Source organism: Pseudomonas sp. R5-89-07 (assembly GCF_003851685.1).
GTDB lineage: Bacteria > Pseudomonadota > Gammaproteobacteria > Pseudomonadales > Pseudomonadaceae > Aquipseudomonas.
Map to the genome: position 1 here is coordinate 3,837,952 of NZ_CP027727.1, position 22,113 is coordinate 3,860,064.

At 63.8% G+C, this 22,113-nt stretch carries 19 protein-coding genes; 4 read left to right on the plus strand and 15 right to left on the minus strand.

Annotated elements, in window-relative coordinates:
* Positions 1–11: 11 nt before the first annotated feature.
* The 15 genes from C4J94_RS17500 to gspE all read right to left on the minus strand — a co-directional run bounded on the left by C4J94_RS17500 (position 12) and on the right by gspE (position 15,161).
* Positions 12–935 carry an ABC transporter substrate-binding protein gene (locus C4J94_RS17500; protein ID WP_124387328.1) on the minus strand — a complete coding sequence of 308 codons (924 nt, stop codon included), beginning with the start codon at positions 933–935 and terminating at the stop codon, positions 12–14.
* 18 nt (positions 936–953) lie between these two features.
* Positions 954–1,727 (minus strand): amino acid ABC transporter ATP-binding protein, encoded by a 774-nt coding sequence (locus C4J94_RS17505; RefSeq protein ID WP_124387329.1) that lies wholly within the window; start codon positions 1,725–1,727, stop codon positions 954–956.
* Positions 1,720–2,691, minus strand: coding sequence for an amino acid ABC transporter permease (locus C4J94_RS17510; protein ID WP_124387330.1), 972 nt, complete (start codon positions 2,689–2,691; stop codon positions 1,720–1,722). Before C4J94_RS17510 ends, C4J94_RS17505 begins: the two co-directional genes overlap by 8 nt.
* Before the next feature lie 19 nt (positions 2,692–2,710).
* On the minus strand, positions 2,711–5,104 hold the full coding sequence (locus C4J94_RS17515; RefSeq protein ID WP_124387331.1) for a TonB-dependent siderophore receptor: 2,394 nt from the start codon (positions 5,102–5,104) through the stop codon (positions 2,711–2,713).
* Positions 5,105–5,581: 477 nt separating this feature from the next.
* On the minus strand, positions 5,582–7,705 hold the full coding sequence (gspD, locus tag C4J94_RS17520) for a type II secretion system secretin GspD (RefSeq protein WP_124387332.1): 2,124 nt from the start codon (positions 7,703–7,705) through the stop codon (positions 5,582–5,584).
* Positions 7,706–7,710: 5 nt separating this feature from the next.
* Positions 7,711–8,211 (minus strand): general secretion pathway protein GspN, encoded by a 501-nt coding sequence (locus C4J94_RS17525; protein WP_124387333.1) that lies wholly within the window; start codon positions 8,209–8,211, stop codon positions 7,711–7,713.
* Positions 8,208–8,810 carry a type II secretion system protein GspM gene (gene gspM, locus C4J94_RS17530; RefSeq protein WP_124387334.1) on the minus strand — a complete coding sequence of 201 codons (603 nt, stop codon included), beginning with the start codon at positions 8,808–8,810 and terminating at the stop codon, positions 8,208–8,210. Before gspM ends, C4J94_RS17525 begins: the two co-directional genes overlap by 4 nt.
* The gene (locus tag C4J94_RS17535) at positions 8,785–9,777 is read right to left on the minus strand and encodes a PilN domain-containing protein (RefSeq protein ID WP_124387335.1); all 993 of its coding nucleotides are present in this window, start codon (positions 9,775–9,777) and stop codon (positions 8,785–8,787) included. Before C4J94_RS17535 ends, gspM begins: the two co-directional genes overlap by 26 nt.
* On the minus strand, positions 9,774–10,475 hold the full coding sequence (locus tag C4J94_RS17540) for a general secretion pathway protein GspK (protein ID WP_124387336.1): 702 nt from the start codon (positions 10,473–10,475) through the stop codon (positions 9,774–9,776). Before C4J94_RS17540 ends, C4J94_RS17535 begins: the two co-directional genes overlap by 4 nt.
* Entirely contained in the window at positions 10,472–11,080 is a 609-nt protein-coding gene (locus C4J94_RS17545; protein WP_124387337.1) for a prepilin-type N-terminal cleavage/methylation domain-containing protein, read from the minus strand. The genes C4J94_RS17540 and C4J94_RS17545 overlap by 4 nt, the downstream gene beginning before the upstream one ends.
* Positions 11,077–11,409, minus strand: coding sequence for a type II secretion system protein (locus C4J94_RS17550; protein WP_124387338.1), 333 nt, complete (start codon positions 11,407–11,409; stop codon positions 11,077–11,079). The genes C4J94_RS17545 and C4J94_RS17550 overlap by 4 nt, the downstream gene beginning before the upstream one ends.
* The gene (locus C4J94_RS17555; RefSeq protein WP_124387339.1) at positions 11,406–11,831 is read right to left on the minus strand and encodes a GspH/FimT family pseudopilin; all 426 of its coding nucleotides are present in this window, start codon (positions 11,829–11,831) and stop codon (positions 11,406–11,408) included. The genes C4J94_RS17550 and C4J94_RS17555 overlap by 4 nt, the downstream gene beginning before the upstream one ends.
* A 7-nt stretch (positions 11,832–11,838) precedes the next feature.
* On the minus strand, positions 11,839–12,249 hold the full coding sequence (gspG, locus tag C4J94_RS17560; RefSeq protein WP_124387340.1) for a type II secretion system major pseudopilin GspG: 411 nt from the start codon (positions 12,247–12,249) through the stop codon (positions 11,839–11,841).
* A gap of 21 nt (positions 12,250–12,270) precedes the next feature.
* Positions 12,271–13,467, minus strand: a complete 1,197-nt coding sequence (gene gspF / locus C4J94_RS17565; RefSeq protein ID WP_124387341.1) for a type II secretion system inner membrane protein GspF — start codon at positions 13,465–13,467, stop codon at positions 12,271–12,273.
* Complete coding sequence (gene gspE / locus C4J94_RS17570; RefSeq protein ID WP_124387342.1) at positions 13,464–15,161, minus strand: type II secretion system ATPase GspE; 1,698 nt, start codon at positions 15,159–15,161, stop codon at positions 13,464–13,466. Before gspE ends, gspF begins: the two co-directional genes overlap by 4 nt.
* 632 nt (positions 15,162–15,793) lie before the next feature.
* On the opposite strand from gspE, the gene C4J94_RS17575 reads away from it, so the two are divergent.
* From C4J94_RS17575 to C4J94_RS17590, 4 genes are all read left to right on the plus strand, one after another.
* Positions 15,794–16,129, plus strand: coding sequence for a hypothetical protein (locus C4J94_RS17575; RefSeq protein WP_124387343.1), 336 nt, complete (start codon positions 15,794–15,796; stop codon positions 16,127–16,129).
* A 323-nt stretch (positions 16,130–16,452) separates the two neighbouring features.
* Positions 16,453–17,166 carry a hypothetical protein gene (locus C4J94_RS17580; protein ID WP_124387344.1) on the plus strand — a complete coding sequence of 238 codons (714 nt, stop codon included), beginning with the start codon at positions 16,453–16,455 and terminating at the stop codon, positions 17,164–17,166.
* Positions 17,167–17,168: 2 nt separating this feature from the next.
* Positions 17,169–20,744 (plus strand): hypothetical protein, encoded by a 3,576-nt coding sequence (locus tag C4J94_RS17585; RefSeq protein ID WP_124387345.1) that lies wholly within the window; start codon positions 17,169–17,171, stop codon positions 20,742–20,744.
* Positions 20,741–22,099 carry an endonuclease/exonuclease/phosphatase family protein gene (locus C4J94_RS17590; protein WP_124387346.1) on the plus strand — a complete coding sequence of 453 codons (1,359 nt, stop codon included), beginning with the start codon at positions 20,741–20,743 and terminating at the stop codon, positions 22,097–22,099. The genes C4J94_RS17585 and C4J94_RS17590 overlap by 4 nt, the downstream gene beginning before the upstream one ends.
* The last annotated feature ends 14 nt before the right edge of the window (positions 22,100–22,113 follow it).

Genomic DNA, 22,113 nt, shown 5'->3' on the forward strand with positions numbered 1-22,113 from the left:
GTTCGATACTCCTAATCCGGCAGCCCAGGTGGGTTGATCAGCGATTGGTCAACGCGCTCCACATCCAGGCCCCAACGCTGCAACACTTGCGCGTATTGCCCCCCGGCAATCGCACCTTCAAGGGCGGTGTGGATCGGCTTGACCAGGCCGTTGTCTTTGCGCGTGGTCACGGCGATATCGGCCTGCAACGGCCAGCCGCCGTTGACGGTGCCGACGCGCTTGATGCCGCCGGTGATCGCCGCCGAATAGGCGTACACCGAGTTGGGCCCGAACAGCGCATCGCTGCGCCCCGACTGCACCGCCAGTTGCGCGGCGGCCTGGTCATCGAAGTACTGCAGCAGCGCAGGCTTGAGGCCAGCCTTTTCGTTCGCCTCGTTCCATGCCAGCAAGACCTTTTCCTGGTTGGTACCGGAGCCGACGATGATCTTCAGCCCGGCAATGTCGGCGGCCTGCTTGATCTCGCTGATCGGGCTGGTGCTCTTGACGTAAAAGCCGAGCACATCCTGTCGATAGGTGGCGAAGTCAAACCGCTTCTTGCGCGCCTCGGTCACGGTGACGTTGCTGATCACCGCGTCGTACTTGCCCGAACTGACGCCCAGGGGCCAGTCCTCCCAACTGGTCTGCACCACGTTGAGTTGCAGGCCGAGGCTGTCGGCCACCAACTGCGCGGTGTCGGCTTCGCTGCCGATGGTGGTCTTGTCATCGCTGGCCAGCAGCGCCAGGGGTGGCCCGGCCACGCCGGACACGGCGACGGTGAACTTGCCGGGCTGGGCGAACTTGAAGCCCGGCGGGATTTGCGCGATGGCCGCTTCGTTACGTGGCGCATGAATGCGCGGGCGGTCCGGGCTGAGGTCGACCTGCTGCACCGCGAACACCTGGGGTGCGGTGCCGATGGCAAGCGTCAGCACGGCCAGGCGGATAGGTTGGGTAAACATGGGCAGTCACTCCTTGAACTAAAGCACCTTGCCGAGAAAGGCCTGGGTGCGGGGGTGTCGGGGTTGGCGGAAGATCTGTTCGGGTGGGCCTTCTTCGATCAATTGGCCGTCGCAGAGAAACACCACGTGGTCAGCAACCTCGCGGGCAAAGCCGATCTCATGGGTGACGATCACCAGGGTGACGCCCAATTGGGTCAGGCCCTTGATCACATCGAGCACTTCGCCCACCAGCTCCGGGTCGAGGGCCGAGGTGGGTTCGTCGAACAGCAACACCTTGGGGTCCAGCGCCAGCGCACGGGCAATGGCGACGCGCTGTTGCTGGCCGCCCGAGAGCTGGCGCGGGTAGGCATCGAGCTTGTCCGCCAGGCCGACCTTGGCCAGCAACTCGGCCGCTTTGTCCCGCGCCTGGGCCTTGCTCCAGCGCTTGTGGGCCAACGGCGCTTCGGCGATGTTTTCCCAGGCGCTGAGGTGCGGGAACAGGTTGAAGTTCTGGAACACGAAGCCCACGTCGATGCGTCGCTTGAGAATTTCGCGCTCTTTGAGCTCGAACAGCAGGTCACCCTTGCGCCGATAGCCGACGTACTCGCCGTCGATGGTGATATGCCCGCTGTCGATCTTCTCCAAGTGGTTGATGGTGCGCAGCAAGGTGGACTTGCCCGAGCCGGACGGCCCGAGGATCACCGTGACCTTGCCCGGATCGATGGTCAGGTCGATGTTATCGAGCACCTGCTGGTTGCCGAAGCGCTTGCCTACGCCCTGGATCTGGATACGCCCTGCGCGTGCTTCAGCCATGGGATTGCTCCTTGAGCCAACGGCGCAGACGTTGCAGCGGCGTCGGCGGCAGCACGCGCGCGGTGCCACGGGCAAAGTGGCGCTCGACGTAATACTGGGCGCTGGTCAGCACCGTGGTGATGATCAGGTACCACACGGTGGCCACGATCAGCAGCGGGATCACCGCCTGGGTGCGGTTGTAGATGACCTGCACGGTGTAGAACAGCTCCGGCAGGGCCAGCACGTAGACAATCGAGGTGCCCTTGACCAGGCCGATGATCTCGTTGAAACCCGACGGCAGGATCGAGCGCAAGGCCTGGGGCAGGATGATCCGGAAAATCCGCCGCGAGGCCGGCAGCCCCAGCGCCGCTGCGGCTTCATGCTGGCCGGCATCCACACCGATCAGGCCACCGCGAATGATCTCCGCCGCGTACGCCGCCTGCATCAGGCTCAAGCCCAGCACCGCCACGGTGAACTGGCTGAGCACATCCACGGTGGACCATTGCGCGAACACCTGCTCGGTGAACGGCACGCCGATCACGATGTGGTCGTACAGGTAGGCAAAGTTGTAGAGGATGATCAGCACCAGCAGCGCCGGCATCGAGCGGAAGAACCAGATATAGCCCCAGGCCAGCGCCGCCAGCAGCGGCGAGCCCGACAGCCGTGCCAGGGCCAGCGCGGTGCCAAGAATGATGCTGAACAGCGTGCTCAGCAATGTCAGCAAGAGGGTCTGCCCCAGACCGCGCAGCACCGACGGCGAGAAAAACCACTGGCCGAACACGCCCCACTCCCAGCGCGGGTTGGTGGCCAGAGAATGCACGATGGCAAGCAGCACCAACGCGGCAAAGATCGAGCCGGCCCAGCGCCAGGGATGCCGGGCCGGCACTACCTGCAGGGCGCGGATCGGCGTGGAAACACGGCGCTGGCGAAGCGGGTAATCGGTGACCTCATCGATCAGGTCATAGGGTTTGGCGACAATGGGCATGTGCTAGTCCTCGCAGGCCTTAGAAGGCATAAGTCAGCCGGGTGTAGTAATACCCGCCGGTAAAACCATAGGGCGAATAGGTGCCGTAGCTGGCGAGCATGGTGCTGCTCGGCACGCCTTGTTTCTTGGGGTAGAGGTCGAACAGGTTCTTGGCGCCGATGGCCACGTTGAGGTCTTTGGTGAGGTTGTAGCCAAGGTCGAGGTCGGTGATCCATTTGGCGCTGTAGACCCGGTCCAGGTCGCGATTGGCCGATGAGTTCACTTCCTTGTAGGCGCCGTAGCGGGTCAGGGCCAGGTTGAGGTTCAAGCGCCCGATGCTCCAGTCGCCACCGAGGATCAGCTTGGTGTTGGGTTGCACATCGGTGATCAGGTTGCGCGCCTGGCGGTCCATCAATTCGTAGGAGGTGCCGAGGATGTTGGTCGACTCCTTGTAATTGAGGATCTTGGTCTGGTTCCAGTTGAACGCGGCGGTCCACTTCAGCGCACCGAAGGCGCCCAGGTCCTGGTTGTAGCTGCTGACCAGGTCCAGGCCCTTGGTGCGGGTGTCGGCGCCGTTGATGAAGTACTGGCCGCCAGAGGTGGAATTGACGCCGTTGTTCTGCAGCACCTGGGTGACTTCGGGCCCGAGCAAGGTGCCGGTGAGGGTGATGCGGTCGCGCAGGTTGATCACGTAGGCATCGGCGGTGAAGCTCAGGCGGTCAGTGGGTGTGAGGGTGAAGCCGAGGCTGAAGTTGGTGGAGCGCTCGGGCTTGAGGTCCTCGGCGCCCAGTGCCTTGGCCGCCGCCGAACCGACCGGCAATACGCCGTAGTTAATCGACTGGTACACCCCATCGACCACGCCATAGGTGGTCGAGCGTGCACTGAACAGGCTGTTGGCCAGCGAGGGCGCACGAAAGCCATTGCTCACCGTGGCACGTACCGCGAATTGCGGTGTGAAGTCATAACGCGTGGTCAGTTTGCCGCTGCGGGTGGCGCCCACGCCCTGGTTGTAATGCTCATAGCGCACGGCGGTGCCCACGTACCAGTCCGGCAGCGGGTTGAAGCCCGCATCCACATAACCTGCGACGCTGTTGCGCGAGGCGGTGCTTTCTTCGTCGGGGGAAATGCCGTTGGTGACCTGCGCTCCGGACGACGCGCAATTGCCCGGTGCCACGCAGTAACCGCCGTTGGCGTAGGACGCGTAGTCGCCGGCCTGCACCTCATAGGTGTCGCGCCGATGCTCCAAGCCATAGGACAGGTCCAGCGGCTTTTGCAGGCCGATATCGAAGCCGCGCTTGAAGTCCAGGTTAGTGGTCAGCTCGGTGGAAATCCAGGTGCCGGAGGTGAAGCGGTTCGGCGTGGCCTCGCCCAGGGATGGGTTCTGGTTATGGGTGGTGCCCTGCTCCGCTTCGTTGCGCCCGTAGGTGGTGGACAGGTCCCAGTCCCACTCGCCCAGGGTGCCCTTGCCGCCGAATGCCGCCTGGAAATCGTCTTCGTCGATGTACCAGGTGGGCGTGTAGCCGGAGGGGTAGCCGTTGGGCCCGGTGGTGATGGTGTTGGTGATGGTCGGCAGGCGGAAGTTCTGGCCCTGCTCGGCCTTGCGCCGTGAGTAGGTGGTGAAGGAATACAGGCTAAGCGTATTGTCGATAGGCAATTCGGCGTTGTAGCCCAGGGTCAGCAGATTGGTCTTGGGCGTGCCGTAGCCGCCGTAGGTGGACTTGCCGGCCAGGCCGTAGGCTTGTTCATAGGTGTAGCCATTGGCGCTGGCCTTGTTGTCCTCGTTCTGGCTGCGCGCATCCAGGGCCAACTGCACGATACCGCCGTCGCCGATCTCGAAACCTTTGTTGAGGCTTTGCTGCACGGTCTGCTTCTTGCCGTCATAGCCCAGGCCCGCGTTGGTCACCGAGGTGCCGCTGGTGTCGGCCTTGAGGATCACGTTGATCACCCCGGCGATGGCGTCGGACCCGTACTGGGCGGCGGCGCCATCGCGCAGCACTTCCACATGGTCGATGGCGCTGATGGGGATCAGGTCAAGGTCGGCCGGGGCCGCGCCGGTGTTGATGCCGTTGATGTTCAGGGTGGCGCTGGTATGGCGGCGCTTGCCGTTGACCAGCACCAGCACTTCGGCCGCGCTCAAGCCTCGCAGGTTGGGGGCACGGGCAATGCCGCTGGCGTCCCAGCCGGTCTTTTCCGGTAGCGTCAGCGACGGGATCACTGCACTGAGCGCTTCCATCAAACCGGGCTTGCCGGTGCTTTGCAGTTGCTTGGCGCTGACCACATCGATGGGCACCGGGCTGCTGGTGACCGTGCGCTGCTCGGCGCCACGGTTACCGGTGACGACCACGGTGGACAGGGTGCTGTCATCCTGGGCCTGGGCCGCGGCGGCCAGCAGGGACAAGGTCAAGGCTGCGGTGGGGGTTAGAACATGCTTCATCGCTATTCCCGGGTTTTCAAATCGCAGGGTCGGGCAGGCACGCGCTGGGCGCGGCAGGGCCGGTGTTCAGGGTGCAGGTGCGGTTTGAGCTAGGTATGGGGCGAGCGAGGGGCTTGAAGGGGCAACATACGTTGAACTCCGTTCCAACGATTCTGCTGCCGGGGATCACCCGGTCAGGTGCGCAGAATCTGAATCACGCTGGGTACCATCCGGGGTCTGGGGTAGGCTGTTGCGTTCAAACATAACGGAATGAATTTCAAAAATATAATGCTATTTGGGCATAAGCTAATATTCTTGAATTTCATTATTTATAAAAATCTTTATTCATATAAATAATGTCTCAGACCCCGATGAAAGCCAGATGTGGGAGGGCTTGTTCAATGTGTAGGAGCGAGCTTGCTCGCGAAGAACTCAGGACCTGCGCGGTTATTCAGAATGAACGCGTTGCCTGGACGTTTTTCGCGAGCAAGCTCGCTCCTACAGGGGCCGCAACAGTTGCATCTGCTGGCGGTAGTCATCCGTCACCTGCCGCGCCTGGCTGTTGCTGGTAATTACCCTGGGGGTAATCAGCACGATCAACTCGGTGCGGTCCTTGGACTTGCTGGTGTTGCCAAACAACCAGCGCAAGCCCGGGATTTTCCCCAGGTACGGCACGGCGCTGACACTCTCGGCGTTGTCCTGCTTGATCAACCCGCCCAACAACACCGTCTGCCCGCTCTGCACCGCCACCTGGGTCGACACCGAGCGCGTGGAGATCCGCGGGTTTATCGGCGTTTCGCTGTTGCTGCTCTCGCTCTGTGCATCGCTGACCTGCTGCTGAATGTCCATGTACACCAGCCCGCCCGGATTGATGCGCGGCACCACGTCGAGGATCACGCCGGTCTGCACGTATTCGACGCTGCTCAAGGTGGTGTCGGCGTCGCCCGTGTTGACGGTGGTCTGGCTGATGGGAATGTTGTCGCCCACCTGGATCTGCGCTGGCTGGTTGTTCATCACCACCAGCGACGGCGCCGACAGCACCTGGGTGCGGCCGTTGGTTTCCAGGGCATGCAGGGCCACTTGCAGGTTGGAGCTGACGAAGGAATAGAACAGCGAATCCGCCGCCCCCAGCCCCGCCCCGCCGCCGCCCAATGCAGCTTGGCTGCCGGACGCATTGGCGACCGTGGTGCTGGTGGAATTGCCGGCCAGGCGCCCGAGGTACCACTGCACGCCAAGGTCCAGTTCGCCGGTGAGTTTGACTTCGAGAATGCGTGTCTCGATCTGCACCTGCAGCGGTGGGTTGTCGAGGCGCTTGATCGCCGCTTCGATTTCTTTCCATTGCGCCGGACGCGTGCGCACCAGCAGTTGGTTGCTGCTTTTTTGCGCGGTGATGCGGGTGCCGGCCTCCAGGTCGCTGATGGGCGGCGCCGGGGCGTCTTCGCTGCTTTCGGAGGCCGGTTCCTCGGCGGCGGGCATCGGGGTGTTGGCCTGCAAACCGGCGTTGGTGGACGAGGACAGCGTGGTGGTACGCAAGCCCGGCGCGACCTTGGCCGGGGTGTCGTCCTTGATCGCACCATTGCCGTAGATCTGCCGCAGGTAGCGGGCCAGGTCCGCTGCCTTCATGTTGCGCACGTCGTACACATACATCTGCGGCTCATTGCCGCCGCCTTCGTCGATGGTGCGAATCCAGTCACCCACTTCGCTGAGGTACTGCGGCTGGGAAGAAATCGCCACCACCGAGTTGGTGCGCTCCACCGGCAAAAACCGCAGCATGCCGGCCAGGGGCGTGCCGCTGTCGGCGCCGAACATGGCTTGCAGCTGGGGCATCAACTCGGCCACCGAGGCGCGTTGCAGGCCGAACACGCCCACCGACATGCCCTTGAGCCAGTCCACATCGAAGGTGTCGATGGTGTCTTGGTAGTTGGCCAGTTCTTCCGGGGTGCCGGCCAGGCTCAGCACATTGCGCGCCGGGTCCACCAGCAGGAAGGCGTTCTCCCGGGCGAAGGGCTTGAGCAGTTTCTGCATCTCGGTGGCAGAGATATAACGCAGCGAAAACAGGCGTGCCGAGAGGCCGCTGGAAGGCTGCGCCACGCGCATCTGCGGCACCAGCTTGCCGGCCACCGCCTGGTTGCCCGGCAGGATCACATAACGGTTGCCCTGCTTGATCATGGCGTTGTCGGTCCAGGACAGCAGGGTTTCGAGGATCGACAATGCCTGCTGCTTATCCACCGGTTTGGAGGTGGAGAAGCTGACGTTGCCCTTCACGCCCTGGGCGATGCTGTAGTTTTCGTGCAGCAGGTCGCCCATCACGCTGTTGATCACCGCTTCGATGGGCTGGTCCTGAAAGTTGAAGACGATGTCGCCCTCCGCCTCCTTCACCGCAGGCCTGGAAACCGGCGCGCGCACCAGCTGTTGGTTGCCCCGAATCAACTGGCGCTGCGCGGGTGGCTGCGCCTGGGGCGGCGCGCTTTGCACGGTGGGTGCCTCGCTGGGTGGGCGTTGCGAACCGGTGCCCTGCAGGGCTTCGTGCAAAAGCGCCTGATCCGGGTCGAGGCGGTCGGGCAACGTGCCACAGCCGCCGAGGGCAACGCTGGTGGCCAGGCAAAACAACGAGGTGCGCATATCAATCAAGGGAGGGGCTCGCGAGAAGAAGAAATCGAGGGCAACCGCTTGCCGTACAGGCTTAGGGTCTGGGTGCGCCCATCCAGGGCGAAACGGGCGTATTGCGGGGTGAGGTGTTCCAGGCGCCAGCCGTTGGGCAAGCTCTGGCCCAGGCGCACCGTGAGGGGTGGGCCGTCGGCTTGTTTAAGCATGGCCATTTGCAGGTTGCCGGTGATCATGATGCCGCTGAGGGTCAGGTTGGACAGGCTGGTGACCTGCGCTTTGCCTACCGCACGGTCGGGGCTGCGATCCGGGCTGAACAGCGGCGCCTGCCAGGTGCCGGCAAGGTCGGCCAGGGCCGCCGTCACGGGCGCCTGCACGTTGGCGGAGGGCTGCGCCGCCAGCGGTGCTGCGGGTAACCACTGCGGTTCGTCGCCGATGCTGCTGAGGATCACCGCCATCAGCAGGCCCAATAACCCTGCAACGCCGAGCAAGCCCCACTCCAGGGGACGCAATCTGCTGTTCATGGCGCCACCTGCGCCGGTTGCAGGTAGCCGCGCACCAGCAGGTTCACCACCAGCTTGCCCGCCCCGCCCCGTGCGGGCGCCTCGCGACTGCGACGGATGCGCAGTTCGTCGACGAACAGGAACGGCGGCTGGTATTCCAGCGCATGCAGGATCGCGGTCAAGGGTTCGATGGCGCAGTTGAGGGTCAGGCTGACCTTGACCTGACGATAAGGCTCGCCATCGTCCTGCTCGGCGGTGATGGGCTTGCGCTGGGTCAGGCTGCAACCACCGCCGCGCCCGGCCTGGCTGGCGACCAGGTCGGCCAGGCGCTGCATCAGGTCGGCGGCGACCACGTCGGGGTCATCCCCCGGCAACAGGCTGGCGCTGCTGGCCGGGTCTTGCTGCACCCGTTCGAGCTGCTGGCGCAGCGCATCGCCCTGGCGCAACACGCTGGCATAGCGCTGCTGCTGTTCGCGCAACTGTTCGGCGTGGGCGCCCATGCTGCGCAGCGGCCCGGCGAACCAGCTATCGATCAGCAGCCAGTAGGCCGCGCCAAGCACGGCGGCGAGGATCAGCAAGGCTGCCCCGCGACGTTCACGGGGTGTGAGGGGTCGGCGCATCGGCGGCCTCCTGGCGCAAGTGGGCACGCAAGGCAAACTGATCCTTGCCGGTGCGGGCATCGGGTTGAATCACCCCTTCGAACTGAGCGTTGTCCAGACGCTGGCAGCCTTTGATCCGCGTGATCAGGCCGCTGGCCTTGGCGCTTTGGCCGGCGATGGAAATCTCGCTGCCCTTGACGTCCAACTGGTCGAGCCAGGTGTCGGCCGGCAGGCAGTGGGTCAAGTCATTGAGCAGCCCGGCCAACGGCGGTTGCGCCAATTTGCGTCGCGCCAGGTACTGCGCCGCGCCCTGGGTGTTGAGCAGTTGCTGGCGCAGCGCATGCACCTGAGCCACCTGGGCTTTCTGCTGCTGGACGCTGTGCTGCATGGCATCGACAACACGCTGGCGGTCGTTGAGCCACAGCAGCATCGCGCCGATCAGCAACGCGCCGCACAGCCACGGCAGGCTGCGCTGCAAGCCCAGGCCCGGCGGGCGTTGGCGCGGGCGCAGGCTGGCGGGCAACAGGTTGATGCCCAGGTCCGCCACATCCACGCGATAGGGCCGCAGGCCCAAGGTGGCGCAGTCGGCGAGGATCGGATCCAGGCGTTCGCGCAGGATCGCCACCAGCGTCACCTCAAGGTGAGTGGGCGTGCGCTGCTCCTGGCGTGCGACAAAGTACAACTGCTCGGCCTCGAACGGCGTGTAGCGGTCCAGTTCATAGCTCACCACATTGTCCAGGTGGCGCGCGGCGGCCAGGGGCAGCTGCACGGTTTGCCGCAACACATCGTCAGGGCCGAGCATCAGCACCCGGCGCACATGGCCCGGTTCGACCGGCGCGGTCAGCGGCCAGTGATGGATGCGCTCCGGCGGCTCCTGCAGGGCCAGCCAACTCGGCACACAGCCGCGCAGCTCGGTGAGCCACAGACGCCAGGCCTGTTGCAGCAGGCTGCCGCGCCAGTGACGGGCGATAGGTTCGAGTCGATTCATTCTTGCCACCGCACCACCCGATAGGGCTGCGCGCTGTCCTCCGCTGGGCTCAGTGAAACGGTGATACGCAGGCGCGCCTGATAACCGCCGGGCCGCTCGGCGCGGCTGTCGATTTCTACGACCTGGCCGGGGTCGGCGCCCTCGGCATTGCGGCTTGGCAGGTTGAGCGCCTTGCGCATCAAGGGGCTGGCGAACGCCGGATCGGGTCGATCCAGGTCGCTCCACAAGGTGATTTCGGGCAACAGTTGACTGTAGAGCGCCTGGGTCATGCCCGGCAGCTGGCGCACTTCTTCCAGCACCCGAAACGGCGCCAGGCCCTGGCGACGCCGGGCTTCAAGGGCCTTGACCCATTGCTGCGCCTGGACCGGTGTGGCACCGCAAGCCAGGGCCAGGCGCGTGAGATCGTCCGCCGCTGCATTGATCAGGTACAGCTTGCCGCGCTCGCTACGCAGGCTGACCTGCACCCGCGCATCATCAAAGCTCAGCGCGACAGTGCGCCCATCGGCCACCCAATGCGGCTGCGCCATGACCATGGCGATGCCGGCCTGGGCCGCCAGTTGCGTGCGGGTGTGCTGGCCCAGCCACAGCGCCTGGCGGCTTTGCAATTGCACCCAACCGGCCAGGCCGCCGAGCAGCACGCTGAGCAAGGCCAGCACCCACAGCACCAGCAGCAACGCCGCACCGCGCTGGCGCTTCATTCTTCCAGGCTGCCGCTGGAAAGGTTCAGGCGCAGCGCAATCACTTCGGTGACCCACGGCACCGGCCCGCTGACGCTGGCCGTGATGCGCACCGCATAAGGCAAGCGCCGGGGCCAGGGCCAGTCAGTGATCCAACCGGTCGGCTGGCCCAGGGGCGATAGGCCTCGGTAGCTGAACTGCAGGTGTTCCACATGATTAAGCAGTACCTGTGGCTCTACGCGAGCGGGGTTGATGCCCGATTCCAACTGCGCGAACTCCACCTGCAAAGCCTGGTCGACCCGCTGCAGGGTAAAGCGCTGGATACCGCCTCCGAGCACACCGGGCAAGGTCGCCACAAACTGCAGGCGCTCGGGTGTGCCGCTGAAAAAGCCCTCGGCCTGGCTGTCGTCCTCGGTCACGTCCAGGGGCAGCGCCTCGCTGATGGCGGTGCGCAAGAACTGCTGGGCGGCACGCATTTCATCCAGGCTGATGCTGTAGCGCTGGGCTTTGGTTACCGCACGGTTGGCGCCCAGCAGCGCGCCGCCGACCAGCACCAGCAACACCGCCAGCAAGCTGAGCACCACGAGGATTTCCAGCAAGGTGAAGCCCTGCTCGCGGCGCTTCACAGGCGCGCCTTCAAGGTGCTGAAGCGGGCCTGGTGCGGGCCTTCGCTGACGGTCAGGTCGACGCGATACAGGTGCGGCGGTTGGCGGCTGAGGGTCAGTTGCCAATGGATGCCATCCAGTTCGCCCTGGCTGACGCCGCTATCCAGGCGGCCGGCGGTTTCCTGATCGAGCACCGTGAGCGCGGCGTGGGTCAGGCGGTCACTGCGCGCCACCTGGGCCAGGGAACGTGCGCTCTGGCCGAAGGCGACCAGCAGCACCGTGCTGCACACCGCCAGCAGCGTCAGGGCGGCGAGCATTTCGAGCAGGGTGAATCCCGCCTGGCGCTTCATGGCAACGCCTTGGACTGCACGCTGCCGGTCAACCAGCCGATATCGATACGCCAGCGCCGCGTGCCGTTGGCCAACAGCAGGTTGCCGCCCGTGGAACTGCCGTCAGGGTAGAACTCGACCGCCGAGCCGACCTGCTCGGCGGTGTGCACACTCAGTTGCAGGTCTTGCGGCCAATAGCGCGGCGCGCCGCCCGCTGCGCTGAACGCGCGGTGGTGCAGATCGAACTGAGTACGCGCCGCCTGCCCGCTGATAATCGCCGCGGCCCGCGTGCTGCGCAGCGCCTCGACCATCTGCCCGACCACACGACGCTCCTTGGCCACTTGCAGGCCCTGGCGCAACCCGACGCTGAGCAAGCCGGCAGCGAGGCTGACCAGCAGGATCACCACCAGCATTTCCAGCAGGGTAAAGCCACGCTGGGCCATGGGCTGCTTACTCCCAATTGCCCAGGTCGGCACTGTAGCCCTCGCCACCGGGCTGGCCATCCTGGCCGTAGAAGATCAGGTCAAACGCACCGTGCTCACCGGGAAAGCGATAGCCGAACGCGTGGCCGAACGGGTCTTTCAATTCCGACGGCTTGGCGTACGGCCCGGCCCAACCGGAGGCCGCTGCGGGCTTGTCCACCAACTGTTGCAGGCTGGTGGGCGGCGAGCCGACGTCCAGCGCATAGCTGTCGACCTTCATGCTCAAGCCGGCGAGCTGCGCCTTGCCCGCGCCGTACTTGCCCTTGTCCACATTGCCGCCGACCTGGCGTACCACGATGGTCGCGACAATGCCCAGCAGCACGATCACGGCGAGCATTTCCAGCAGGGTGAAACCACGTTGGCGGCGTCGGGCATTCATCGTTTATAGCTCCTTGAACGTTTAGATATGGCTGGTGAGGCTCATCAGCGGCAGCATGATCGCGAGCATGATCACCGCCACCAGCACCGCCATGAACACGGTCAGGCTGGGCACCAGTGCGGCGAGCAACCGGTCGATACCGCGCTTGGCCTCGACGTCGAAAATATCGGCGACCTTGAGCAGCATGCTGTCCAGTTCACCGGCCTGTTCACCGACTTCGATCATTTGCAGGGCCAACTCGGGCAGCAAGGGTTGCTCGCCGAACGCCCGGCCCAGGCTGCCGCCCGCCTTCACCGCTTCGGCGGCCATCGCCACTTGCGCCTGCAGCGCACGGTTGCTGCAGACTTGCCGGGCAATCACCAGCGCCGGCAGCAGCGCGACACCATTGCTGAGCAAGGTGCCGAGGGTGCGTGTCAGTCGCGCCGCTTCGACCCGCTGCAACAGCGGGCCAAGCACACGCAGGCCGAGCACGCGACGGTCCCAGCGCTCGCGACGGCGTGGCTGGCGCAGGCTGATCAGCAGCGTCCACAGGATCGCGATCAATCCGGCCAGCACCAGCAACCCATGGGCACCGAGAAACTCGCCAAGGCCCAGGATCACGTCGGTGATCAGCGGGATCGGCACGCCCAGGTCCTGGAAAATCGGCACGAATTGCGGCACCACGTACGCCAGCAACAGCGCCAGCGAACCCAACACGCCCACCACCAGGAACGCCGGGTAGATCAGCGCATTGATCACCTCGCCACGCAGCCGCTGGCTGCGCTCCAGGTAGTCGCCGAGCTGGTGCAGGGTACGTTCCAGCGCACCGCCCGCCTCGCCGGCGCGTACCAGGCTCAGGTACAACGGCGAGAAGCTGTCGCCCGCCTGTTCCAGCGCGGCCGACAGCGGCTTGCCGGCCTTGACCTCGTCGCGGATGCGTTCGATCAAGCCGCGCACCTGAGGTGGGCCGGGTTGTTTGAGCAGCAGGCCAAGGCAACGTTCTAGAGGCTGACCGGCGCCCAGCAGGGTCGCCAGTTGTTGCGTGAAGCTGACCAGGCCGGCGCCTTTCAGCGCCCCACGCGCCGGGCTTAACAGGGGCCTGCCCGCCGTTTCGATCTGCAATAACAGCAGGCCGCGCTTGTGCAGTGCGGCAACGGCAGCAGCATGGTCCTGGGCTTGCAGGGTGCCGTTGTGGGCGACACCCTGGCTGTCGAGGGCGCGAAACTTGAACAGCGTCACGCCGGTTCCCCACGGGTGACGCGCAGCACTTCTTCGAGCGTGGTGATGCCGGCCAGCGCCTGGCGCAAGCCCTCTTCATACAAGGTGCGCAGGCCGGCGCGGCGAGCGGCCTGTTCAAGGGTGGCGGCGTCGGCGTGGCGCATCAGCAGGCCGCGTAGTTCATCGTTCATCACCAGCAATTCGGTGAGGGCGCTGCGGCCATGGTAGTCGCCGTGGTAGAGCAGGATCGGGCGCTGGTCGGTCAGACGCTCCAGACCATGTTCCTCGATCAACGCCGGTGGCGCTTCGAACGCCACGCGCGTGGCCGGGTCCAGGCGGCGCACCAGGCGCTGGGCCAGAATGCCGCTGACGGTGGAGGCGATCAGGTAGCTTTCCACACCCATGTCCAGCAGCCGCGTGATGCTGGCGGCGGCACTGTTGGTGTGCAGGGTGGAGAGCACCAGATGGCCGGTGAGCGAGGACTGGATGGCGATGCGGCAGGTTTCCAGGTCACGGATTTCGCCGATCATGATCACGTCCGGGTCCTGGCGCACGATGGAGCGCAGCACGCCGGCAAAGTCCAGGCCGATGGCGGGCTTTACCTGGATCTGGTTGATGCCTTCGAGCTGGTATTCGACCGGGTCTTCCACGCTGATGATCTTGCGCTCAGGGGTATTGAGCCGCGACAGCGCGGTGTAGAGCGTGGTGGTTTTGCCCGAGCCGGTCGGCCCGGTCACCAGCAGAATGCCGTGGGGCCGTTCCAGCAATTGGAGGAAGGTATCCAGGCGCTCACCACTGAAGCCCAGGCTGGGAAAGTCGAACTGCACGGTCTGCCGGTCGAGCAGACGCATCACCACCGATTCGCCAAAACTGGTGGGCACGGTGGACACGCGCAAGTCCAGCTCCTTGCCCTGGATGCGCAGCATGATGCGCCCGTCCTGGGGCAAGCGGCGCTCGGCAATGTCCAGGCGCGCCATGATCTTGACCCGTGAAATCACCGCCGCCGAGGAACTCGCCGGGGGCGCCTCGGCGTCGTGCAGCACGCCGTCGATGCGGTAGCGCACCTTGAGCTGATGTTCGAAGGGTTCGATATGAATGTCCGAGGCGCGCTGTTCCACGGCGCGCTGCAGGATCAGGTTGACCAGGCGAATCACTGGCGCTTCGGACGCCATGTCCTTGAGGTGCTCGATATCGTCGGCCGCGCCGCCCTGCTCACCCAGGTTCTCCACCAGCGTGCCCATGGCGGATCGGCCCTGGCCGTAATAGCGCTCGATCAGGCTGTCGACTTCAGTGCGCGGGCCGACGGCCAGCCAGATCGACACCTGGCAGGCATAGGCCAGGGCCTGGAACGGATACAACTGGGAAGGGTTGGCCGACAGTACACGCAACCCGCCATCGGCCCAGCCGATAGGCACCAGTTGATGGTGACGCATGAAGCGCTCGGTCAGCGCGGGCAAAGGGTCCAGCAGCGGCGGCGCCGTATCGGCGTGCAACAGGGGCGCGTCGAGCAAGGCGGCCCAGGCGCGGGCCAGTTCGGTTTCGCTGACCAGCCCCAGGCGCGTGAGCAGGCCGAGCAGGTCGCTACCCTCGGTGGATAAGCGTCTGGCGCGGTCCAGGTCAACGGTCTTCAGCCCTGCATGCGCCATCAACCATGCGCACACCTGCTCGGTGTGCGGGACAGGCATCTGGCAGGCATTGATGGGGGCTGACGACATAATGAAGTGATATCTGATAGGGCGAGAAGTATGGCTATTTGGAACTATCGAACAATGCCATTAGTTCGCCATAGCCCTGCCGGGAGTTAGCCGGGGGTATCGACTGGAAGTTATAGCGCTAGTTCCTGAGAGTGGGAAATATAAATACAAAACATTGCTGAATGCACTGATTTAGAGCGTTGGCAGCCAATAGCCACTAGTTGCAATTAGCCATACACCTTAATTGTTCACACACCTTCTCTTAAATAACCGGCACTGAAAAACAGGCAAGCGTTTTACTCTGGCAATAGGCGCGAACGGGTTTCTCCGGGACGGGATTCGTACCCCTCTTCCACAACCAATAAGGCTTTTTCGCACAGGCGTGCCCAGGGAGCTGATCGAACGACTATTTCGGCCTAACGATGCTTATAAAACGCTATTAAAGGCATTTAGCCATACCTTTCACCATTCCCAAAAACCATCTGATTACAGTCAGTTGGACGATAAGGGAGCCACGCGCTCGTCGAAAAATTGTCGAGAAAATGCGCCAAACGCTGTTAATTCCCCTCCTTTACAGGCGAAGAAGCACGCCTAGACTCTCACTCGATTCAGCTCCCTGGATCATGACTAACACTGGAAAAAGGATATTCAAAATGAACGCCTTCACTTCGGTAAATACCGTCACCACGCCCCTGACCATCAACTGCAACTCCGTGGTCACGTATAACGGCGATCCCAACGAAACAACCAAGGTCACGTTCAACTACCAGAACAACCTGCTGTGGGCTACCCAAGTCAATAACACCGCCTCAACGCAAACGCTCTCCGCCGACGCCCCTGCCGGACCGGTGATCCTGCGCGCGGGTGCCAAGGTGACGCTGCAAAACGTCGGCGCGGGGTTCAGCATCCTGTTCACTGGCGTGATCGTCGACAGCGGCTCCGAGACGCCTTTCACCAGCACCAACATCGGTACATTCAGCCTTTCCTGATCCATACGGGTTCTTTAGCCAGACCCCATCCTTGAAGCCGGCGGACGCGCAAGTTCGTCGGCTTCATTTAACGCAGTACGGGACATGGACGGTACCCTCGCGTGACAAAGCATCGGATGCTTTATACCCGGGTTTGCTGGTTAACACTGGGCGCGATTCTGGCAACCATACTGTGGCTACTGGCGACCGGCAGACCTGTGTCGACGGCTTTGCCTGACGGGTTCAGCCAGACTTTTTCCAGCGTCGAGTACGCATCCCTGACATCGGGTTGCACCGACCTTCCCCCCTCTCCTTCCACCTCTTCGGTGCCTCCTGAACCCTGCTTGCCGGGTCCGATACTGCTGCCCGGCATGAACGTCAGCCGTCAGGTCGGTCCGGTGCTGTTCGTACTGGTCGTCGATAGCCGCGAGGCCCGGGTGAACGCCGAACTGTCCATGGGCGGCGCTGGCCTGACAGGGTTGAGCATGACGGCCGAAACACCCACTGCCACCTTTGACCTGGCCAGCGATGGCCAGCGGGTACGTGGCAGCCTGGGCGCATTTTTCTGTGCCCCTGCGAACACTTCGCATGTGCTCGCCGACTTCAATATCGAAGGCACACACGACGACAACAAACACAGCGCGCAAGCCTACCGCGGCGACCTCATCCGCTGGCAGAGCCCAACGACCAGCGTGATTGCCAGCTACCGCCAACCCTTGTTGCCAGACCTGCAAGTGACCGTGGAACTGCTTGAACCCTACAAACCCGACAGCAGCAACGCGTTGACGGCCCAAGTGAGTTTCTACTACGCCACGAACCTGATCGACCGCTACACCGTCATGGCCACCGCCACCCCCGTGACCCTGCGCAAATCCAAGGTCGGGCCCGTACATATCCAGGGTGGGGCCTTGTCGTTTCGTCCCGCCACCCAGGAACAGCGGGGGCAGCTGAGCCTCGATGGCACTTTCCAGTCCGGCCATAACCTGCCCAACCACTACGCCGGCAGCATCGCCGACTGGTCGTGGATTCGTGGGCGTGCCGACAATTGCAGGGGATAGACATGACCAGCCGCGCCGCCACCCCATCCGACTATCAGCAAATTGCCAACAGCGCGGCCTATGCCCTGCCCGATGACAGTGGTTATGGCTGGCGCGGCTACGTGATGCCCCAAGGCACCCCACCAGCCGACTTGCCGACCAGCCTGAGCCCTGCCGATGCATTCGATAAGCAGGCCGGCCATTACCTGTTCGCCCCCAGCGAACCGGTCAGCCTACGCAGCGATCCGTCGGGTTTTATTAGCGCCCTCTATGGCTTTCTGTTTGCCGTCGAACAGCGCAACTTCGTCGGCAGGGCGTTGCTCTGGTTGCCGGGCAGCAACCTGCCGGCGCCCAAAAGCTTCAACGACTATGGGTTGCGCATCAGCCTGGGAGCGTCCTGCCAAGTGCAGAACAACCTCAACGTGAAGCTCGGCGATCGCCTGACCTTCTTCATCAACTTCGGCACCTTCGTCAAATACGATGCCGACTGCAACGCGTTGCGCCTGAAGTCCACTACCGGCATCAGCATGGGCTTCAACGACAAACTGCAGGCAGACAGTGGCCTGCAACTGACTCCCCCACTGCAGCCGTTGGCCTATGTGCCGCTGGACGGTAGCCAGGCCGCAAGCCTGGTTTATGCCTTGACCTACAACTGCGTGGCTGCGCTGCGGTATTTCCAGACCGGCTTCGCCTATGTGGTCAACACCGGGAACGGCAACACCCTACTCAACTACCCGGTGTTCAACCCGATCGGCATGCCGGCCACGTTGAACATGGGCGGTGTTCTCGACCCGCTGGACCGGCTGAACCAGCACATCAGTGCGCCGCAACTGGCCGCCGGGTTGATCCGAACCGGCCTGGCCTTCGCCGCTGCCGGCAGCACCTCGCTGCCCAGTCAATGGCGCAGCACTGCCGGCAACCCTATCAATCTGGTCCCGCTCAATGGCCTCGATGCCAATGGCTGGCCCCTGCCCCACGCAGCCAGCCTGGTGTTCTGCGATGACGGCGCGAGCTACAGCCTCACCCTGAGCGGTGACTATGGCTTGAGTCTGCCGACCCTTCCCGCCACCGTCGGGCAATATTTGTTGTGCGGCATCTTCGGTACCGAATGGCTGAGCTTTTCCAACTACAATTCTGCGGCCAGCCCCACCGAAAATGACCGCATACGCCTGCTCGCCGCTCAACCGGCGTATGCACCCATCTTCCCGTTCCAGACCAGCAGCCTGGTTTCCCCCACCAGTGGCGCGGTCACCGCCCTGCTGACCGGCGACTACCGGACCTCCTGGAGCAGCCTGATTGCCGGCGCCTCCACCCCGGCCTATAGCGCACAGCCCGACGGCAGCCCACTGTATGGCCAGGCCGCGGCCGCCGGCGACACCGTAATGCTGGCCCCCGCCGCGCCGCGCACACCGCTCCCGCAAACCCCCGGCTTCGCCTTCCCCCTGGTGCCGTATGCCGGCATGACCAATACGACGGACGTCAACCTGACCCAGTTCGAGAGCGAGATTCTTGCCGCCTCGCGCAAGAGCCTTATCAGCGCCGCCACCCTGCCGGGCAGGCGGGCCGCACGGCTCAAACGCCTGCAACGGGCCCCGGCTGGCGCGTCCGAAAAACCCGATCGGGCGACAACACCGCAAGGCTTGCTGGTGGACCTGGATCCGGACGGTATCGGCTATAGCAAAGTGCTGCTGGCACGCTCGAAATCTGCCGAGAATATGCTGGATTTTGCCTTCGAGCAGCCCACCGATGCGCTGCACGAGGCGCTGCAAACCAATCAGCTATTTCTCGTCGGCGTCAACCCGCAACCGTTTTTCACCCAGGGCGCAACGTTCAGTAACCAACTGGAGATCGCCGACTGGCACTTCATCGCCAATATCGGCGCCGGCGTGCAAACCACCAGCTATCGCAACGTGCTGATCATGAAATATTGCAGTGGCAGCCTGAAAGAGCGCATCGACAATCCCAACCGCTGGACCATGCCCGAGACGTTCTCGAAAACCGCAGACCTGGTGCCGGGCCTTGAGACCCTGGCCTACACCGGTTTGTCCCAGTGGCTGCAGGACTTTATCAGCGCCGCCGAGCTCAAGGCCGCCGCCGCGCCGGACAGCCTCTATGCGGACTTCGTCGCCCAGGTCAACGACCCCGAATGGAAAGGCTTTATGGTGCTCAACGCCGACCTGCCCCTGGACAGCCTCCCCGAGCAATTGGCCGGGATCGCCGCTGGCATCGATTACAGCCGCTTTCTCGCCCACCACTTCGGTGCCAGCGTCAGTCGCGTCAGTCATCAGGACGACACCTTGGATATCCAGGGCATCTCTAACCTCTTCGGACTGATCGACTATCAGAACCCGGCTTATGAACAGGCCCGGGCCGACGGCGCGGAGGCCGACATGCCCATTGCCCTGGCTACGACCGAAGGTTATGCCTTCAGCGTCCTCCAGCTTCAGGCACTGTTTCGTCAGTCCCGGCTGGTGACCTTCAACAGTCGTATCCAACTGAGCCTGGACCGCCTGTTCGGTTCAGCGATCCAGGCCACACGACGCGCCGAAACCCCCAGTGCCGTAAATGCCATGGTCCTCGACGGCAGCGCCCTGCAACAAAACGACACCACCACCTATGTCTTCGAACAAAGCCAGAGCTACCTGTTCAACCTGGACAGCAACGTGCTACCGGCCGCATCAGTCAATCGCATCCAGTTCAACACCCTGGGCAGCCCGAACGGCGGCGCCACCACCGCCAGTCGTTTCCTATTGTGGGGCAAGCTGGACTTCGCCCTGCTCGAAACCTCCTCCGGGCCATTGGACCTGCTGTCCTTTGGCAGCGAAGACGGCAGTCCGAGCAACGAGGGCCTGGCTTATACCAACCTGCAGATCGGCATGAGTTTCCCCAGCGCCACACCCAACGCCGTGGGTTTCAGCTTCAATCCCGACAACCTGGGATTCGATCCAGTCACCAGCCAGGTTCGCGGAAAAAGCCTCTACAAAGGTTTTACCCTGCAGCTCAAGCAATTCATCCAGGCGCCGGAACAAAAGAAACCCGCGGACTACGGTTTTCTCCCGGTCCTGCCGGAGAACCTCTCGCTCAAGCCTATGTCCGGAGCCTGGTCGGGCATTGTCTACAAGGTCACCATGGGATCGCCCGGCGCCTTGGTCTCAGGTGCTGGTTTCGAGTCCGACCTCTTGGTTGCCTGGTCGCCCGGCAGCCAAAGCGCCGACGCCACTCCAATGCTCTTCGTTGGCTTGAGCCTGCCAGGCGCCGCGCCGTCCGCCAGCGTGTTTTCCCTGCAGGGAATCATCAAGGTTTCCACCGGACCGATAAAACTGCTCTACCAGACCATCCCGGGGCAGCCCGATCCGCAAGCGAAATTCTTCAACCTGCAACTGACCGATATCGGCATCAAGATCCTCGGCATCGCCAAGTTGCCCCCAGGGGCGACCCTGCAGTTTTTCCTGTTTGGCGACCCTCAGTCGTCCGGCAGCCTGGGTTGGTACGCCGCCTACGTCAAAGATCCGGACAGCGACACCGAACGCCTGCTGGCCCTGGCGCCGGATACGCCCACGCATCCGGCACTGACCGGGCCATCGGAGATTGCCTCATGACGCGCGTCCTGTACTGGAACATCGAGAGCTTCGGCTATAACAAGATCCGCCCCTTGAGCACCAAGCGGGACCGCACCGGGGCGCTCATTCCCGACCTGGACGCTGCCGACCGACTGGCACTGATCCTGGCCCATATCACCGCCTTCAACCCGGACATCTTCGTAGTGGTGGAGACCGCCAGCGGCCCGAGCAACGGCCCGGGCTCACTGATTTCCCCAACCGGCGGCTGGCAAGGTTGTGTCGAGCTGCTGTTGCGCATTCGCAACCTGACCGGCCTTGCCTGGAACCTGGTGCCGCCCCTGGTGGTCGGCCAGGCCGGGCGAGCCGAGGGCGTCGCGGTGTTCTACAAACCGGTGATCCCGGCGGGCCCCGGCGTGGCGGCCGGCAGACGCTTGTTCACCGGCCCCAACGCCTGGTCACCAGCGGGCAATGGCGTCAGCTTCAACCCCACGGTTTTGCCCGCGCCCGCCGCCGGCAACTACCCGCCGCTGCAGACCAACGCTTGTTTTACCGTCGCCGGTCGCGCTATTCCGCCTACCGCCCTGAACCCCGGCAACCCGTCCGAAAGCCGGTGCGCGGCGCGGGTCGATTTCGTCGATAACCTCGGCGCGCCCATCAACTATGGCGGCCTGCGCGAACCCTATATGGTGACGTTCTGTGAAACCGTCGACGGCCCGCCCGTGGTGGTGCAGCGCAACCTCACGCTGTTCGCCATCCATTCGCCGCCGCAGTACGTGGCGGCCAACGCCTACCTCAACGGTCTGGCCAACGTGCGTGACATCAGCGCCGCCCTGGGCGCCCTGGAAACCCGGGTCATCACCGGTGATTTCAATGTCAACCTGCTAAGCCAGACCGGCAATGATCCACTGCGCTACGCCCCGCTCACGGGCCTGGGCTATGCCCTGCAACTGCAACCACCGGCCGCGGCCCCGCCTCCGGCCCTGGATGCCTACATGGGCTATTTCGCCACCCACCTCAAGAGCAAGAAATCGACGGTCTTCTGGTCGACCAACGTCGGAGCCGTGCCTTATCCGGGTTACCGCTACATCGGCTCGTCGAGCAGCAGCAACCTGTATTCGATCGACAACATCCTGGTGCGTGGCGGCGCGGCCGGGAACTTCACCATCGCCAACACCGTGGTCGGCACGCCGCTGAATGTGGTCAACCCTGCGCCTGGCGGTGCGCCCGTGGGCATGGTGGCCATCGCCAGCGATTTCCAGGCGCCTCCGCTCGGCTGGCCGCCATCACCGGCGCCAGCATTCGCCGCTGGCGACCGGCAGCGTTTCCGTGGGTGGCGAAACATGGGGCACATCCGCTCCACCAGCGATCACCTGGCCCTGTTCGTGACAGTCTGATTTCAAGGAGAAGA

Excerpts from the sequence above, each read along its gene's own strand:
- gspE (WP_124387342.1), bottom strand. The coding sequence starts at position 15,161 with ATGTCGTCAGCCCCCATCAATGCCTGCCAGATGCCTGTCCCGCACACC.
- gspM (WP_124387334.1), bottom strand. The coding sequence starts at position 8,810 with ATGCGCCGACCCCTCACACCCCGTGAACGTCGCGGGGCAGCCTTGCTG.
- C4J94_RS17525 (WP_124387333.1), bottom strand. The coding sequence starts at position 8,211 with ATGAACAGCAGATTGCGTCCCCTGGAGTGGGGCTTGCTCGGCGTTGCA.
- C4J94_RS17585 (WP_124387345.1), top strand. The coding sequence starts at position 17,169 with ATGACCAGCCGCGCCGCCACCCCATCCGACTATCAGCAAATTGCCAAC.
- gspG (WP_124387340.1), bottom strand. The coding sequence starts at position 12,249 with ATGAATGCCCGACGCCGCCAACGTGGTTTCACCCTGCTGGAAATGCTC.
- C4J94_RS17500 (WP_124387328.1), bottom strand. The coding sequence starts at position 935 with ATGTTTACCCAACCTATCCGCCTGGCCGTGCTGACGCTTGCCATCGGC.
- C4J94_RS17590 (WP_124387346.1), top strand. The coding sequence starts at position 20,741 with ATGACGCGCGTCCTGTACTGGAACATCGAGAGCTTCGGCTATAACAAG.
- gspD (WP_124387332.1), bottom strand. The coding sequence starts at position 7,705 with ATGCGCACCTCGTTGTTTTGCCTGGCCACCAGCGTTGCCCTCGGCGGC.
- C4J94_RS17510 (WP_124387330.1), bottom strand. The coding sequence starts at position 2,691 with ATGCCCATTGTCGCCAAACCCTATGACCTGATCGATGAGGTCACCGAT.
- C4J94_RS17550 (WP_124387338.1), bottom strand. The coding sequence starts at position 11,409 with ATGAAGCGCCAGGCGGGATTCACCCTGCTCGAAATGCTCGCCGCCCTG.
- C4J94_RS17575 (WP_124387343.1), top strand. The coding sequence starts at position 15,794 with ATGAACGCCTTCACTTCGGTAAATACCGTCACCACGCCCCTGACCATC.
- C4J94_RS17540 (WP_124387336.1), bottom strand. The coding sequence starts at position 10,475 with ATGAAGCGCCAGCGCGGTGCGGCGTTGCTGCTGGTGCTGTGGGTGCTG.
- C4J94_RS17535 (WP_124387335.1), bottom strand. The coding sequence starts at position 9,777 with ATGAATCGACTCGAACCTATCGCCCGTCACTGGCGCGGCAGCCTGCTG.
- C4J94_RS17505 (WP_124387329.1), bottom strand. The coding sequence starts at position 1,727 with ATGGCTGAAGCACGCGCAGGGCGTATCCAGATCCAGGGCGTAGGCAAG.
- C4J94_RS17515 (WP_124387331.1), bottom strand. The coding sequence starts at position 5,104 with ATGAAGCATGTTCTAACCCCCACCGCAGCCTTGACCTTGTCCCTGCTG.
- C4J94_RS17555 (WP_124387339.1), bottom strand. The coding sequence starts at position 11,831 with ATGGCCCAGCGTGGCTTTACCCTGCTGGAAATGCTGGTGGTGATCCTG.